The sequence below is a fragment of the Enterobacter sp. CRENT-193 genome (assembly GCF_002787395.1).
Classification (GTDB): domain Bacteria; phylum Pseudomonadota; class Gammaproteobacteria; order Enterobacterales; family Enterobacteriaceae; genus Enterobacter; species Enterobacter hormaechei_C.
Genome location: NZ_CP024812.1, coordinates 4,531,522 through 4,546,500, shown reverse-complemented (window position 1 = coordinate 4,546,500; position 14,979 = coordinate 4,531,522). Strand labels below are relative to the sequence as shown.

The 14,979-nt window shown below is 53.7% G+C and carries 14 protein-coding genes; 11 read left to right on the top strand and 3 right to left on the bottom strand.

Translation table 11 applies throughout. From position 1 onward, the window contains the following. The first annotated feature begins 10 nt into the window (after positions 1 to 10). From tig to CU081_RS22605, 10 genes are all read left to right on the top strand, one after another. Entirely contained in the window at positions 11 to 1,309 is a 1,299-nt protein-coding gene (gene tig / locus CU081_RS22655) for a trigger factor (RefSeq protein ID WP_015571277.1), read from the top strand. Between the two features lie 260 nt (positions 1,310 to 1,569). Then, positions 1,570 to 2,193 carry an ATP-dependent Clp endopeptidase proteolytic subunit ClpP gene (clpP, locus tag CU081_RS22650; RefSeq protein WP_006809880.1) on the top strand — a complete coding sequence of 208 codons (624 nt, stop codon included), beginning with the start codon at positions 1,570 to 1,572 and terminating at the stop codon, positions 2,191 to 2,193. A gap of 127 nt (positions 2,194 to 2,320) precedes the next feature. Further along, positions 2,321 to 3,595 (top strand): ATP-dependent protease ATP-binding subunit ClpX, encoded by a 1,275-nt coding sequence (clpX, locus tag CU081_RS22645; RefSeq protein WP_006809879.1) that lies wholly within the window; start codon positions 2,321 to 2,323, stop codon positions 3,593 to 3,595. A 184-nt stretch (positions 3,596 to 3,779) separates the two neighbouring features. Beyond that, on the top strand, positions 3,780 to 6,134 hold the full coding sequence (gene lon, locus CU081_RS22640) for an endopeptidase La (RefSeq protein ID WP_006809878.1): 2,355 nt from the start codon (positions 3,780 to 3,782) through the stop codon (positions 6,132 to 6,134). A 210-nt stretch (positions 6,135 to 6,344) separates the two neighbouring features. After that, complete coding sequence (hupB, locus tag CU081_RS22635; RefSeq protein WP_002444653.1) at positions 6,345 to 6,617, top strand: nucleoid-associated protein HU-beta; 273 nt, start codon at positions 6,345 to 6,347, stop codon at positions 6,615 to 6,617. Positions 6,618 to 6,829: 212 nt separating this feature from the next. Beyond that, positions 6,830 to 8,701 (top strand): peptidylprolyl isomerase, encoded by a 1,872-nt coding sequence (gene ppiD, locus CU081_RS22630; protein ID WP_022650476.1) that lies wholly within the window; start codon positions 6,830 to 6,832, stop codon positions 8,699 to 8,701. A 148-nt stretch (positions 8,702 to 8,849) separates the two neighbouring features. Then, positions 8,850 to 9,230: a helix-hairpin-helix domain-containing protein gene (locus CU081_RS22620; RefSeq protein ID WP_022650477.1), complete on the top strand. Its 381-nt coding sequence runs from the start codon at positions 8,850 to 8,852 to the stop codon at positions 9,228 to 9,230. A 97-nt stretch (positions 9,231 to 9,327) separates the two neighbouring features. Then, positions 9,328 to 9,726, top strand: coding sequence for a YbgC/FadM family acyl-CoA thioesterase (locus CU081_RS22615; RefSeq protein WP_023315524.1), 399 nt, complete (start codon positions 9,328 to 9,330; stop codon positions 9,724 to 9,726). Positions 9,727 to 9,773: 47 nt separating this feature from the next. Beyond that, on the top strand, positions 9,774 to 10,124 hold the full coding sequence (locus tag CU081_RS22610) for a type II toxin-antitoxin system RelE/ParE family toxin (protein ID WP_022650479.1): 351 nt from the start codon (positions 9,774 to 9,776) through the stop codon (positions 10,122 to 10,124). After that, positions 10,111 to 10,440 carry a helix-turn-helix domain-containing transcriptional regulator gene (locus tag CU081_RS22605; RefSeq protein ID WP_022650480.1) on the top strand — a complete coding sequence of 110 codons (330 nt, stop codon included), beginning with the start codon at positions 10,111 to 10,113 and terminating at the stop codon, positions 10,438 to 10,440. Before CU081_RS22610 ends, CU081_RS22605 begins: the two co-directional genes overlap by 14 nt. A gap of 3 nt (positions 10,441 to 10,443) precedes the next feature. Here CU081_RS22605 and queC read toward each other — a convergent pair whose 3' ends face one another. Both queC and CU081_RS22595 read right to left on the bottom strand, forming a co-directional pair. Continuing rightward, on the bottom strand, positions 10,444 to 11,139 hold the full coding sequence (gene queC / locus CU081_RS22600) for a 7-cyano-7-deazaguanine synthase QueC (RefSeq protein ID WP_015571271.1): 696 nt from the start codon (positions 11,137 to 11,139) through the stop codon (positions 10,444 to 10,446). 66 nt (positions 11,140 to 11,205) lie between these two features. After that, positions 11,206 to 12,906, bottom strand: coding sequence for an SgrR family transcriptional regulator (locus CU081_RS22595; protein WP_022650482.1), 1,701 nt, complete (start codon positions 12,904 to 12,906; stop codon positions 11,206 to 11,208). Positions 12,907 to 13,007: 101 nt separating this feature from the next. On the opposite strand from CU081_RS22595, the gene cof reads away from it, so the two are divergent. Then, the gene (gene cof, locus CU081_RS22590; protein WP_003859037.1) at positions 13,008 to 13,826 is read left to right on the top strand and encodes an HMP-PP phosphatase; all 819 of its coding nucleotides are present in this window, start codon (positions 13,008 to 13,010) and stop codon (positions 13,824 to 13,826) included. 39 nt (positions 13,827 to 13,865) lie between these two features. Here the strand turns inward: cof and CU081_RS22585 are convergent, their stop codons facing one another. Beyond that, complete coding sequence (locus CU081_RS22585) at positions 13,866 to 14,912, bottom strand: PLP-dependent cysteine synthase family protein (protein WP_003859036.1); 1,047 nt, start codon at positions 14,910 to 14,912, stop codon at positions 13,866 to 13,868. Positions 14,913 to 14,979 lie beyond the last annotated feature (67 nt).

Sequence of the window (14,979 nt, the reverse complement as noted above, 5' to 3'; positions counted from 1 at the left end):
AGGTAACAAGATGCAAGTTTCAGTTGAAACCACTCAAGGCCTTGGCCGCCGTGTAACGATTACTATCGCTGCTGACAGCATCGAAACTGCTGTGAAAAGCGAGCTGGTCAACGTAGCAAAAAAAGTACGTATTGACGGCTTCCGCAAGGGCAAAGTACCAATGAATGTTGTTGCTCAGCGTTATGGCGCTTCCGTGCGTCAGGATGTGCTGGGTGAACTGATGAGCCGCAACTTTATCGACGCGATCATCAAAGAAAAAATCAATCCAGCCGGTGCGCCGAACTACGTTCCAGGCGAATACAAGCAGGGCGAAGACTTCACCTACTCCGTAGAGTTCGAAGTGTACCCGGAAGTTGAGCTGAAAGGTCTGGAATCTATCGAAGTTGAAAAACCGATCGTTTCCGTGACCGACGAAGACGTTGACGGCATGCTGGATACCCTGCGTAAGCAGCAGGCGAACTGGAAAGAGAAAGAAGGCGCTGTTGACGCGGAAGACCGCGTAACCATCGACTTCACCGGTTCTGTAGACGGCGAAGAGTTCGAAGGCGGTAAAGCGTCTGATTTCGTACTGGCGATGGGCCAGGGTCGTATGATCCCAGGCTTCGAAGACGGTATCAAAGGCCACAAAGCGGGCGAAGAGTTCACCATCGACGTGACCTTCCCTGAAGAATACCACGCTGAAAACCTGAAAGGTAAAGCAGCGAAGTTCGTTATCAACCTGAAGAAAGTGGAAGAGCGCGAACTGCCAGAACTGACTGAAGAATTCATCAAGCGTTTCGGCGTGGAAGACGGTTCTGTTGCGGGCCTGCGTACCGAAGTGCGTAAAAACATGGAGCGCGAGCTGAACGGCGCTGTACGTAACCGCGTGAAGTCTCAGGCGATTGAAGGTCTGGTGAAAGCAAACGACATCGACGTTCCTGCTGCCCTGATCGACAGCGAAATCGACGTTCTGCGCCGTCAGGCTGCACAGCGCTTCGGTGGCAACCAGCAGCAAGCGATGGAACTGCCACGCGAGCTGTTCGAAGAGCAAGCGAAACGTCGCGTTGTTGTTGGCCTGCTGCTGGGCGAAGTGATTCGTACCCACGAGCTGAAAGCTGACGAAGAGCGTGTGAAAGGCCTGATCGAAGAGATGGCTTCTGCATACGAAGATCCATCAGAAGTGATCGAGTTCTACGGTAAGAACAAAGAGCTGATGGACAACATGCGCAACGTCGCGCTGGAAGAGCAGGCTGTAGAAGCGGTACTGGCGAAAGCGAAAGTCACCGAAAAAGAGACCTCTTTCACCGAACTGATGAACCAGCAGGCGTAATTTCGCCCCAACGGTTTAAAGTTTGAACAAAAAACCCGTTGCCCTCCGGCGACGGGTTTTTTTTATCACAGCTTTAGTCCTGGAAGGGTGCTAAAACGCCCTTTCAGTGTTAGCGTTACAACAAAACGTTGTTATGCTTGAAATAGGGCATGGCGACCCCCATTAGTATGTAATCACGATGATTGAGACTGGCTGATAATCCGTCCATAAGGTTACAATCAGTACAGCAGGTGTTTTCAATTTTGAACCAGGAGACGGAAATGTCATACAGTGGCGAACGAGATAACTTTGCACCCCATATGGCGCTGGTGCCAATGGTTATTGAACAGACCTCACGCGGTGAGCGTTCTTTCGATATCTATTCCCGTCTGCTCAAGGAACGCGTTATCTTTCTGACCGGCCAGGTGGAAGACCATATGGCTAACCTGATCGTGGCGCAGATGCTGTTCCTGGAAGCGGAAAACCCGGAAAAAGACATTTACCTGTATATCAACTCGCCGGGCGGTGTGATTACGGCGGGCATGTCTATTTATGACACCATGCAATTCATCAAGCCGGATGTCAGCACCATCTGTATGGGGCAGGCGGCGTCCATGGGGGCTTTCCTGTTAACCGCAGGGGCGAAAGGTAAGCGTTTCTGCCTGCCTAACTCCCGCGTGATGATTCACCAGCCGCTGGGTGGTTACCAGGGCCAGGCGACGGATATTGAAATCCACGCCCGAGAAATTCTGAAAGTAAAAGCGCGCATGAATGAACTTATGGCGCAGCATACGGGTCAACCTCTCGAGCAGATCGAGCGCGATACCGAGCGCGATCGCTTCCTCTCTGCGCCAGAGGCAGTTGAGTACGGCTTAGTCGACTCCATTTTGACCCATCGTAATTGATGCCCGCGACGCGAGTGTGCCGCTATACTAAGGTAGGGCGGCACGTTGCCTGTAAGCAGCTTGCGTCTGAGAATGGCATTTGCGTCGTCATGTGCGGCACATAGAACTTAAAAAGAGGTTTGGACTCATGACAGATAAACGCAAAGATGGTTCGGGCAAACTGCTGTACTGCTCTTTTTGCGGCAAAAGCCAGCATGAAGTGCGTAAACTGATTGCCGGGCCGTCCGTGTATATCTGCGACGAATGCGTCGATTTATGTAACGACATCATTCGCGAAGAGATTAAAGAAGTCGCGCCGCACCGTGAGCGCAGCGCGTTACCAACGCCACACGAGATTCGCCACCACCTGGACGACTATGTCATTGGTCAGGAGCAGGCGAAAAAAGTGCTGGCGGTGGCGGTATACAACCACTACAAACGTCTGCGTAACGGCGATACCAGCAATGGCGTAGAACTGGGCAAAAGTAACATTTTGCTGATCGGGCCTACCGGTTCCGGTAAAACCCTGCTGGCAGAAACGCTGGCGCGCCTGCTGGATGTTCCGTTCACTATGGCGGATGCCACCACCCTGACCGAAGCCGGTTATGTGGGTGAAGACGTTGAAAATATTATCCAGAAGCTGCTCCAGAAGTGCGATTACGACGTACAGAAAGCCCAGCGCGGGATCGTCTATATCGATGAGATCGACAAAATCTCTCGTAAATCAGACAACCCGTCCATCACCCGTGACGTCTCGGGCGAGGGCGTGCAGCAGGCGCTCCTGAAGCTGATTGAAGGTACGGTTGCGGCTGTTCCACCGCAGGGTGGGCGTAAACATCCGCAGCAGGAATTCTTGCAGGTTGATACCTCTAAGATCCTGTTTATCTGTGGTGGTGCGTTTGCAGGCCTGGATAAAGTGATCTCTCACCGTGTGGAAACCGGCTCCGGCATTGGTTTTGGCGCAACGGTGAAAGCCACGTCTGAAAAACCAAACGAAGGCCAGCTGCTGGCGCAGGTTGAGCCGGAAGATCTGATCAAATTCGGTTTGATTCCGGAATTTATCGGCCGTCTGCCGGTTGTGGCGACCCTGAACGAACTGAGCGAAGACGCGTTGATTCAGATCCTGAAAGAGCCGAAAAACGCGCTGACCAAGCAGTATCAGGCGCTGTTTAATCTGGAAGGCGTTGAGCTGGAATTCCGTGACGAAGCGTTGGACGCGATTGCCAAGAAAGCGATGGCGCGTAAAACCGGTGCCCGTGGCCTGCGTTCTATCGTGGAAGCAGCATTGCTCGACACGATGTACGATCTTCCTTCTATGGAAGACGTCGAAAAAGTCGTGATCGACGAGTCCGTCATTGGTGGCCAGACCAAGCCGTTACTGATTTACGGTAAACCGGAAGCGCAGCAGGCATCTGGCGAATAATTCACCATTTCATACAATCAGTTAATCAAAAAGGGGGGATTTTATCTCCCCTTTACTTTTTCCGTATTCATGGCGTTGAATGTATGGGAAACATCCCCATATACTGGATTACATGTTAATGGTTGTGTGAAGCACAGTTACATGACCAGTTTACCTGGCGGACACTAAACTAAGAGAGAGCTCTATGAATCCTGAGCGTTCTGAACGCATTGAAATCCCCGTATTGCCGTTGCGCGATGTGGTGGTTTATCCGCACATGGTCATACCCTTATTTGTAGGGCGGGAAAAATCTATCCGTTGCCTCGAAGCCGCCATGGATCATGATAAAAAAATCATGTTGGTCGCGCAGAAAGAAGCATCAACGGATGAGCCGGGTGTAAACGATCTTTTCACCGTCGGGACCGTGGCCTCTATTTTGCAGATGCTGAAGCTGCCAGACGGCACCGTGAAGGTGCTGGTGGAAGGCTTACAGCGTGCGCGTATTACCACTCTGTCAGACGATGGCGAGCACTTCTCTGCGAAGGCAGAGTACCTTGATTCACCGGAACTTGATGAGCGCGAGCAGGAAGTGCTGGTACGCACCGCGATTAGCCAGTTTGAAGGCTATATCAAGCTGAACAAGAAAATCCCACCTGAAGTGCTGACGTCGCTGAACAGCATCGACGATCCTGCACGTCTGGCGGATACCATCGCTGCGCATATGCCGCTGAAGCTGGCTGACAAACAGTCCGTGCTGGAAATGTCCGACGTTAACGAACGTCTGGAATACCTGATGGCGATGATGGAGTCTGAGATCGATCTGCTCCAGGTTGAGAAGCGCATTCGCAACCGCGTCAAAAAGCAGATGGAAAAATCGCAGCGTGAGTACTATCTGAACGAGCAAATGAAAGCCATTCAGAAAGAGCTCGGCGAGATGGACGATGCGCCGGATGAAAACGAAGCGCTGAAGCGTAAGATCGACGCGGCGAAGATGCCGAAAGAGGCGAAAGAGAAAGCTGAAGCTGAGTTGCAGAAGCTGAAAATGATGTCTCCGATGTCGGCGGAAGCGACCGTTGTACGCGGCTACATTGAGTGGATGGTGCAGGTTCCGTGGAATGCCCGCAGCAAGGTCAAAAAAGACCTGCGTCAGGCCCAGGAGATCCTGGATACCGACCACTACGGCCTGGAACGTGTGAAAGACCGCATTCTTGAGTACCTCGCGGTACAGAGCCGTGTGAACAAAATCAAAGGCCCAATCCTGTGCCTGGTAGGGCCTCCAGGGGTGGGTAAAACCTCTCTGGGCCAGTCCATCGCCAAAGCGACAGGGCGTAAGTACATCCGTATGGCGCTGGGCGGCGTGCGTGATGAAGCGGAAATCCGCGGTCACCGCCGTACCTACATCGGTTCCATGCCGGGCAAGCTTATCCAGAAAATGGCGAAAGTGGGCGTCAAAAACCCGCTGTTCCTGCTCGATGAGATCGACAAAATGTCTTCAGACATGCGTGGCGATCCGGCGTCGGCGCTGCTGGAAGTGCTTGATCCAGAGCAGAACGTGGCGTTTAGCGATCACTACCTGGAAGTGGATTACGACCTGAGCGATGTGATGTTCGTGGCGACGTCGAACTCCATGAACATTCCGGCACCGCTGCTGGACCGTATGGAAGTGATCCGTCTGTCCGGTTATACCGAAGACGAGAAGCTGAACATTGCCAAACAGCACCTGCTGCCGAAGCAGATTGAGCGTAACGCGCTTAAAGCCAACGAGCTGACCGTTGAGGACAGCGCCATTGTCGGCATTATTCGTTACTACACCCGTGAAGCGGGTGTGCGTAGCCTCGAACGTGAGATCTCTAAGCTGTGCCGTAAGGCGGTGAAACAGCTGCTGCTGGATAAGAGCCTGAAGCACATCGTGATTAACGGCGACAATCTGCATGCGTACCTGGGCGTTCAACGCTTCGACTACGGTCGCGCAGACAACGAAAACCGTGTTGGTCAGGTGACCGGTCTGGCATGGACGGAAGTGGGCGGCGATCTGCTGACCATCGAAACCGCCTGTGTTCCGGGCAAAGGCAAGCTGACCTACACCGGTTCGCTGGGTGAAGTGATGCAGGAGTCCATCCAGGCGGCGCTGACCGTGGTGCGCGCGCGTGCGGAAAAACTGGGTATCAACCCGGATTTCTACGAAAAACGCGACATTCACGTTCACGTTCCGGAAGGGGCGACGCCGAAAGATGGCCCAAGCGCGGGTATTGCCATGTGTACTGCGCTGGTTTCCTGCCTGACAGGTAATCCGGTTCGTGCTGATGTGGCCATGACCGGTGAAATTACGCTGCGTGGTCAGGTACTGCCTATCGGCGGGTTAAAAGAAAAACTGCTGGCGGCACACCGCGGTGGGATCAAAACCGTATTGATCCCTTACGAGAATAAACGCGATCTGGAAGAGATTCCGGACAACGTTATTGCCGATTTGCAGATCCATCCGGTGAAACGCATTGAGGAAGTTCTGACTCTCGCACTGCAAAATGAACCGTCCGGAATGCAGGTTGTAACCGCAAAATAGTGACCTCGCGCAAAGAGCGCCAATAAAAACAAGGCTGGTAAGTCATTTCGTACTTGCCAGCCTTTTTTTGTATAGCTAATTTAGATTGCTGATTGGGTTAGCCATCAACAACGGGTGTTGTAAGGTCATAGCAGGACTGATATAACTGCTGCGCGGTCGCGCTGTGAAGGATTCAGGTGCGATATAAATTATAAAGAGAGGAAGAGAACAGTGAATAAATCTCAACTGATTGACAAAATTGCTGCGGGTGCTGATATTTCTAAAGCGGCAGCTGGACGTGCTTTAGATGCTTTAATTGCTTCTGTTACTGAATCTCTGCAAGCTGGGGACGACGTTGCACTGGTAGGCTTCGGTACTTTTGCGGTTAAAGAGCGTGCAGCCCGTACTGGCCGCAACCCTCAGACCGGCAAAGAGATCACCATTGCTGCCGCTAAAGTGCCGGGTTTCCGTGCAGGTAAAGCGCTGAAAGACGCAGTAAACTGATTGCTTTCCCGCTCCAGGGAAGCTGAAAAGTACAAGGGCGCATCGTTTGATGTGCCTTTTTTGTTTGTCCAGACCTGATTTGTGCGAGTTTATGCGAGTTGTGGGCTGACAATTGCCCTGTTTTCTTGTCACAATACGCTTTTACGCGCGACGGTCAGGATTTTCCGTCAGCGTCAGGTAACCAGTCACCTACAGCGGAGTGTTGTTACACCATGATGGACAGCTTACGCACGGCTGCTAACAGTCTCGTGCTCAAGATTATTTTCGGTATCATTATCGTGTCGTTCATATTGACCGGTGTGAGTAGTTACCTCATCGGCGGTGGCGCGAACTACGCCGCAAAAGTGAATGGCCAGGAAATTAGCCGTGGGCAGTTCGAGAACGCTTTTGCTGGTGAACGTAACCGCATGCAGCAACAGCTGGGCGACCAATACTCTGAACTTGCAGCCAACGAAGGCTATATGAAAAACCTGCGTCAGCAGACGCTAAACCGCCTTATTGACGAGGCGCTGCTGGATCAGTACGCGAAAAGCCTGGGTCTGGGCATCAGCGATGAGCAGGTTAAAAAAGCCATCTTCTCGACGCAGGCTTTCCAGTCTAATGGGAGGTTCGACAACGCGCGTTACAACAGCATTGTTAACCAGATGGGTATGACGGCTGACCAGTACGCTCAGGCACTGCGTAACCAGTTGACCACGCAACAGCTGATCAACGCGGTGGTGGGCACCGATTTCATGCTGAAAGGTGAAACTGAAGAGCTAGCGGCACTGGTGGCGCAGCAACGCGTGGTGCGTGAAGCGACGATTGATGTCAACGCACTGGCAGCGAAACAGCAGGTTAGCGACGCTGAAGTTAATGCTTACTACGAGCAAAACAAGAACAACTTCATCTCTCCGGAACAGTTCCGCGTAAGCTATATCAAGCTGGATGCAGCTGCGATGCAGGAAAATGCGACTGACGCCGAGATCCAGTCTTATTACGACCAGCATCAGGATCAGTTCACTCAGCCGCAGCGTAACCGTTACAGCGTGATCCAGACCAAAACGGAAGCAGAAGCGAAAGCCGTGCTGGACGAGCTGCACAAAGGCGCTGATTTCGCCACCTTAGCGAAAGCAAAATCTACCGACATTATTTCTGCCAAAAACGGCGGTGATATGGGCTGGCTGGAAGAGTCAACTACCCCGGATGAGCTGAAAAATGCAGGCCTGAAAGAGAAAGGCCAACTGTCTGGTGTAATCAAATCCTCCGTCGGCTTCCTGGTGGCGCGTCTGGACGATGTTGTGGCGGCGAAAACCAAGCCGCTGACTGACGTTCGTGATGATATCGCTGCGAAAGTGAAGCAGGAGAAAGCGCTGGATGCCTTCTATGCGCTGCAACAGAAAGTGAGCGATGCCGCAAGCAACGACAACGAATCACTGGCGGGCGCTGAGCAGGCTGCTGGCGTGAAAGCGGTTGAGACGGGCTGGTTCAGCCACGAAAACCTGCCGGAAGAACTGAACTTCAAACCGGTTTCAGATGCCATTTTCAATGGTGGTCTGGTCGGTGAGAATGGTACGCCGGGCAGCAACTCAGACATCATTACCGTTGACGGTGACCGTGCGTTCGTACTGCGCGTCAGCGAGCACAAAGCCGAGGCAGTGAAGCCCCTGGCGGAAGTGAAAGATCAGGTGGTGGCGCTGGTGAAACACAACAAAGCGGCACAGCAGGCAAAACTGGATGCAGAGAAAATTCTGGCCGACCTGAAAGCCGGTAAGAACGATGCGCTGAAAGCGGCTGGCCTGAGCTTTGGCGAAGCAAAAACGCTGAGCCGTACCGGTCAGGATCCTGTCAGCCAGGCGGCGTTTGGTCTGAGCCTGCCGGCGAAAGACAAACCTGTCTTTGGCACCACGACCGATATGCAGGGTAACGTGGTGGTTCTGGCACTGGATGAAGTGAAAGCCGGCACGCTGCCAGACGCGCAGAAGAAGGCCATGGTTCAGGGAATTACCCAGAACAATGCCCAGATTGCTTTCGAAGCGTTGATGAGCAACCTGCGTAAAGAAGCCAAAATCAAGCTGGGTGATGTGGTCACTCAGGAGCAATAATTACGTGTCTGCTCGCAGATTTTCGTAACGTTCTGCAAAAACTAAAGGCCGCTTTCGCGGCCTTTTCCATTTCTGCAATCTGCTGTTTGTCCCTGTTTTCCCGTGCGGCTATCGTGGCATGGCTGTCAACAAACAAGGAGAAAACAGCATGAAATGTGGAATCAAAGCACTGTTAATTACACTGGCTATTGCCACTTCCGGGATGAGTGCGGGCGCGCTGGCGGCGTCACCCTCGTCTAAAGTCCAGGCTGCACAAACTCAGGCCGATGCAACGTCACAAGGTCAGGTTAAAGCCAACGCGACGGCCAGCACGAAAGCCATTGAGGACGAGGGTACGCGGGTCAGTATTAATACTGCCTCTGCGGACGATCTTGCCCGCGTAATGAATGGCGTGGGCCTCAAAAAAGCGCAGGCCATCGTCAGCTATCGTGAAGAGTATGGTCCTTTCAAAACCCTTGACGATCTCAAGCAGGTGCCGGGTATGGGCAGCGCGCTGGTTGAGCGCAATCTCGCACACCTGACGCTGTAATCGCGTAATCACTTGCACTGCGGCAAAAATTTGCCAGGATAAAGAGGTCATACCAGTTATGACCTCTGAACCTATAACAACGAAAGGCTATTGCGCTATGCAGACACAAATCAAAGTCCGTGGTTATCACCTCGATGTTTACCAGCACGTCAATAACGCCCGCTACCTCGAATTTCTTGAAGAGGCGCGCTGGGACGGCCTGGAGAACAGCGAAAGCTTCCAGTGGCTAACCGCACACAACATCGCGTTTGTGGTCGTCAATATCAACATTAACTACCGCCGCCCGGCTGTGCTGGGGGATGTGCTCACCGTGACCAGTGAGGTCCAACAACTGAATGGCAAAAGTGGTGTATTGAGCCAGGTCGTTACGCTGGAGCCAGAAGGGCAGATTGTGGCCGATGCGCTGATCACCTTTGTCTGTATCGATCTCAAAACCCAGAAAGCGTTGCCGCTGGAAGGGGAGTTGCGCGAAAAGCTGGAGCTGATGATCGCGTAAATTTTTGTCTTTTATAAAAGACAAGAAGGGTTTTCAGGGATAAAATCATGAACAGGGACTACGTTGTTAAACGTTACCGAACCCGCGACGGAAAAATACCGTTTGAGGATTGGGTAGCAAAGTTGAGACGAAAGGATCCGGAGCTGGCGTTTCGGATCCTTCTGCGAATCGACCGCGCTGAGAAGGGGAATTTTGGCGATTACCGTTATCTCAGAGAGGGTGTCTGGGAGTTGAAGGTTGATTGTGGTCCCGGTTATCGAGTCTATTTTGCGGTCCAGCATCGGGAAATCTTATTGTTGCTGATCGGCGGTGACAAAAAGAGCCAGAAAGCGGATGTGATGCTGGCAATAGATTACTGGAAAGATCATCAAAAGGATAAACTCCATGAGCAAAAGTGAGCGAAAATTCTCAAGTACCGTCAGCCATGATGAAGCTGTAGTCAAAATGCTGCGCGAAAATCCTTCTTACGCGCAACTCTATCTGCAAATTGCACTGGATGAAATTTACGAGGACCAGGGGATCCCAGCCTATTTGATTGCCCTCAGACGCGTTATCGAAGCGCGCGGCGGTATTGGAGAGATTTCAGCCAAAGCGGGGCTTTCACGTCAGCAGCTATACCGTACCCTGTCCGAAAATGGTAACCCAACGCTGACTACACTGATGAAAATTACCCGTGCTGCCGGTGTAAAACTGTTCGACAGCACGGTCAGGTAGCCCTTATTTCAGCCCGGTCTTTTTCTGCATTGCGGCCATAACGCCCGCTTTATCCGCAAAATAATGATTCAGACCGTTCGCGCGCAGGTTACAGGCGGCACACTGCCCACAGCCGTCCCCTTTAATGCCGTTGTAGCAGGTCAGGGTCTCGTTGCGAACGACATCCAGCTTGCCCCAGTAGTCGGCCAGCGCCCAGGTTTCAGCCTTATCCAGCCACATCAGCGGCGTTTCGAAGCGGGTCTCTTTTGCCATTCCCAGATCGACGGCGTGATTGAGTGCTTTCACGAATTCATCCCGGCAGTCCGGGTAGCCAGAGAAGTCGGTTTCGCACACGCCCGTGATCACCGCTTCGGCCTTCACCTGATAAGCGTATATTGCCGTCAGGGTCAGGAAGAGAATGTTGCGGCCCGGTACGAAGGTGTTCGGAATGCCGCTGGCATCAGGTTCGTAATCAGGCACCGGAATGCTGTCGCGGGTGAGGCTGCTGACGGCCAGTTCATTTAACAGCGTCACGTCCAGCACTTTATGAGCGCGGGCGCCCAGTTTGAGAGCCAGTTCACGAGCGACATCGATTTCAGCGCGATGACGCTGACCATAATCAAAAGTGACGCAGTGCACTTCATCATACTGGTGAAGCGCCTGAATCAGGCAGGTGGTGGAATCTTGTCCTCCGCTGAACACGACGACGGCACGTTTCATAGATCATCTCGACAGTTACAGTAAAAGCGTCATGTTAACGCCTGGCTAAAGCGGCGACCAGCTTCTTCACGCGTTTGGTGGAGGAAGCCAGGCTTCGGTGAAGTCAAACCAGCCGCGAGTGTTAAGGCGTATGCCGTTGACGCCCGGAGGCGCGCTGATTTGATACTGGTAGTTAAAGAGCGGCGTCAGGACGGCTGTCTCCATTAACCGGCTGAATATAGCCTGAAGTCCTGCGTGTCGGTCACGCTCGTCGGCCTGCGACTGCACCGCATCCAGCGTGGCCTGCAAATGGGCGAATGCCGGTGCGCTCAGCAGATGCGGCCAGAGCGCATCGCAGCGGAGCCACTGCTCAAGCGTGTACGCCGGCGCTTCGCCAATCAGTCTGTCTCCCATCATGATGTCTGCATCGGCAAGCTGCTGGCACCCGTCCCACGTTTTGGCGTCGTGAAAGATGACGGTCAGTTCACAACCCTGCCGCGCAAGGTATGCTTTTAACTGGCTGGCCATGGTGTGAAGCTCAACCGGCAGGTGGTAGACCAGCGTCAATGCCTCTGGCAGCGCAACGTCGGTTAAATCAGGCCACTGGGAGATCGCCCAGCCGGGAAGCAGTTCCTCGGTAGGAGTGATGAGTCCTTCGTTCAGGGGAAGCGTGTGCAGCAGCGTTGAGAGATGAATGATATTAATCAGCCGCTTTGCCTGAAGTTCGCTCAGACGTGGACTCTGTTTCAGCGTGAGGTAGCAGAAGCCCAGACTGGTGCTGTTACTCACCAGCCGCAGGCTGGCCAGTTCGTCGGCCTCGCCAATAGCGATTTGCACCGGGTGGCGACAGCTGGTGCCCAGACTGTAGTCAAAAAGCTGGGGCGTGATCCAGTACTCGATAGCCTTAAGCAACGGATGGCCAAGATGATACTGCTCGTGGCTTTCCAGACGCACCAGTTCAGGCTCAAAAACGCTCAGCCGAAAGGGACCGCTGCCCACCACGGGGTAATCGGGATGTGCCAGACGGCTACAGTAGGTTGCCAGCCTGTGCGCCAGCCAGTAGTCAGGTTGATGGAGAATAAACGTCAGGCACTGCGGGTGCGTGGTTTCGATACGTAAGACGCTGCGGAACAGCGTGCCCATGCCGGGCTGCGATAACAGCGCCGTCAGGCTTTGCCGGAGCTGTGCCGTCTCTATTTTATCGCCGTTATGCCAGTGCAGGGTGGAGCGAATGTAGAAATGCCAGCGCAGGCCGTCAGCAGAGACTTCCCAGTGATGCGCCAGATCGCCCGTGGGTTCACTGCTGTTACCATTAAAACGCGTCAAACCAGAGAATACCTGTCCCGCCAGATGCTGCTCCGCCCGGCCAGGGAGAAACCCCGGCTGAAGCGGCTCCAGCGAGCGATAGTAGGGAATACGCAGCGTCGGCGTATCGTTCTGCCACTGCCCGCCCATAAACGGATGCAGCAGCGATCGCAAATCTTCAGGCGCGAGCTGGGCCAGCTCCAGCGCGTTGTGCTGCTGTCCACTTTTCAGGGCCTCTTCCATCATCGTATTACGCAACGAATCCGGGGTGACGTGAAAGCGTAATTCCCCACGCTTACCTCGTCCGGAGCGGGCGTGCCAGCTTAGCCAGCCCGCCTCCTGCGCCTGGCGCAGCAGGGTGCGAACATGTCGCTCGCTGCAAAAGCAGCGGCTGGCAAGTTCACTGATGGTCACCTGCTGTGGTGCGCCGGCAGACGGGTGCCACAGACGCTGATACTGGTTAAGACGGTTAAGCTGGCGCATGAAAAACCCGGAACAATAATTATCATCTATTCACTATTACTTCCGTATATCCCACGTAATACTGATGCACAAGTTAACCGCATCACATTTCGGGAGTAATCATGGCTCGGCTCGCTGCATTTGATATGGACGGCACGCTGTTAATGCCGGATCACCGTTTAGGGGAGAAAACCCTGAACACTCTTAAGCGCCTGCGCGAGCGTGAAGTTACCCTGACGTTTGCTACTGGTCGTCATGTGCTGGAGATGCGCCATCTGCTGGGGACATTTGCCCTCGATGCGTTCTTGATCACCGGCAACGGAACGCGCATTCACTCCGTCGACGGCGATGTGCTGCACCGTCAGGATCTGAATCCGGAGGTGGCGGACATTGTCCTGCACAGCACCTGGGATACGCAGGCCAGCGTGCATGTTTTTAATGATGAAGGCTGGTTTACCGGGCGTGAGATCCCGGCCTTGCTGCACGCACACGTTTACAGCGGCTTTAAATATCAGCTTATCGATTTGCGCCGCATTCCGGCACACAAGGTGACCAAGATCTGCTTCTGTGGCGATCACGACGATCTCTGCCGTCTGCGTATTCAGCTTAACGAGGCGCTGGGCGAACGGGCGCACCTGACCTTCTCGGCGGTGGACTGTCTTGAAGTGCTGCCGGTGGGCTGTAACAAAGGATCCGCGCTGGCGGTGCTGAGCGATCATCTTGGGCTGACGATGCAGGACTGTATGGCCTTTGGTGACGCCATGAACGACCACGAGATGCTGAGCAACGTAGGTCGTGGGCTGATTATGGGGAACGCGATGCCGCAGCTTATCGCCGCGCTCCCGCATTTACCGGTTATCGGACACTGTCGTAACGAAGCGGTGTCCCATTTTTTGACGCATTGGCTGGACAAAAATAACCTCCCATATTCCCCCGAATAGTGAGACCCTTCCAGCAAGCCAGGCTAAGCCTGGCTTTTTTTATTTCACCAGCTGCGAAATCTGCGCTTTCCACGGCTCAACATCGCCAATATTGGCCTGCACCCATTCTGCGTTGTAATAGGTGTCCAGGTATCGCTCCCCGCTGTCGCACAGCAGCGTGACGACAGAGCCGGTACGGCCTTCTTCACGCATCCTCGCGGCCAGCTGTAGCGCGCCCCACATATTGGTGCCGGTAGAAGCCCCGACTTTACGGCCAAGCTGTGTCTCCAGCCAGTGCGCCGTCGCGACGCTGGCGGCATCCGGCACGCGGAGCATCTCATCCACAACGTCCGGAATGAACGAGGGTTCGACGCGCGGGCGACCAATCCCTTCGATCTTGCTCCCCACGGGGCTGCGCAGGCTCGCATCGCGGGATTGCCAGTAATCGAGGAACACCGAGTTTTGCGGGTCAACCACCATCAGCTGCGTATCATAACCCTGACAGCGGATATAACGTCCGATGGTGGCGGAGGTTCCGCCCGTGCCCGCGCTCATCACAATGTAAGAGGGGACAGGATGCGGCTCATGGGTCATCTGGCGGAAAATGCTGTCCGCAATGTTATTATTGCCGCGCCAGTCGGTGGCGCGTTCGGCGAAGGTGAACTGGTCCATATAGTGACCATTCAGCTCGCGGGCCAGCATTTCGGAGGCCGCATAGATTTCGCAGGCACTGTCCACAAAGTGGCAGCGTCCGCCGTAAAATTCGATCTGTTCAACTTTACGTTTCGCCGTGCATGAGGGCATCACGGCGATAAACGGCAGACCCAACAGGCGGGCAAAGTAGGCTTCGGAGACGGCAGTTGATCCGGACGACGATTCAATAATCGTGGTGCCTTCTTTAATCCAGCCGTTACATAAACCGTATAAAAAGAGTGAACGCGCCAGGCGATGCTTCAGGCTACCGGTAGGATGGGTACTTTCATCTTTCAGATAGAGCTGAATACCGGGAAATCCCGGCAGAGGCAGGCGTATTAAGTGGGTGTCTGCCGAGCGCTGATAGTCGGCATTTATTTCGCTGATGGCATGTTTAACCCAGGTGCTATTCATCGTAGTTATCCGTTTGTCATTTTGTGCCCAGCATAGCGAAAAGCACAGAAAAAATTGTTGCTATCTG

What these genes read in the sequence shown, in the direction of transcription:
- CU081_RS22610 (WP_022650479.1), top strand. Translation starts at nt 9,774, where the DNA reads ATGAACAGGGACTACGTTGTTAAACGTTACCGAACCCGCGACGGAAAA.
- CU081_RS22595 (WP_022650482.1), bottom strand. Translation starts at nt 12,906, where the DNA reads ATGCGCCAGCTTAACCGTCTTAACCAGTATCAGCGTCTGTGGCACCCG.
- tig (WP_015571277.1), top strand. Translation starts at nt 11, where the DNA reads ATGCAAGTTTCAGTTGAAACCACTCAAGGCCTTGGCCGCCGTGTAACG.
- cof (WP_003859037.1), top strand. Translation starts at nt 13,008, where the DNA reads ATGGCTCGGCTCGCTGCATTTGATATGGACGGCACGCTGTTAATGCCG.
- queC (WP_015571271.1), bottom strand. Translation starts at nt 11,139, where the DNA reads ATGAAACGTGCCGTCGTCGTGTTCAGCGGAGGACAAGATTCCACCACC.
- lon (WP_006809878.1), top strand. Translation starts at nt 3,780, where the DNA reads ATGAATCCTGAGCGTTCTGAACGCATTGAAATCCCCGTATTGCCGTTG.
- clpP (WP_006809880.1), top strand. Translation starts at nt 1,570, where the DNA reads ATGTCATACAGTGGCGAACGAGATAACTTTGCACCCCATATGGCGCTG.
- clpX (WP_006809879.1), top strand. Translation starts at nt 2,321, where the DNA reads ATGACAGATAAACGCAAAGATGGTTCGGGCAAACTGCTGTACTGCTCT.
- CU081_RS22585 (WP_003859036.1), bottom strand. Translation starts at nt 14,912, where the DNA reads ATGAATAGCACCTGGGTTAAACATGCCATCAGCGAAATAAATGCCGAC.
- ppiD (WP_022650476.1), top strand. Translation starts at nt 6,830, where the DNA reads ATGATGGACAGCTTACGCACGGCTGCTAACAGTCTCGTGCTCAAGATT.
- CU081_RS22615 (WP_023315524.1), top strand. Translation starts at nt 9,328, where the DNA reads ATGCAGACACAAATCAAAGTCCGTGGTTATCACCTCGATGTTTACCAG.
- CU081_RS22605 (WP_022650480.1), top strand. Translation starts at nt 10,111, where the DNA reads ATGAGCAAAAGTGAGCGAAAATTCTCAAGTACCGTCAGCCATGATGAA.
- CU081_RS22620 (WP_022650477.1), top strand. Translation starts at nt 8,850, where the DNA reads ATGAAATGTGGAATCAAAGCACTGTTAATTACACTGGCTATTGCCACT.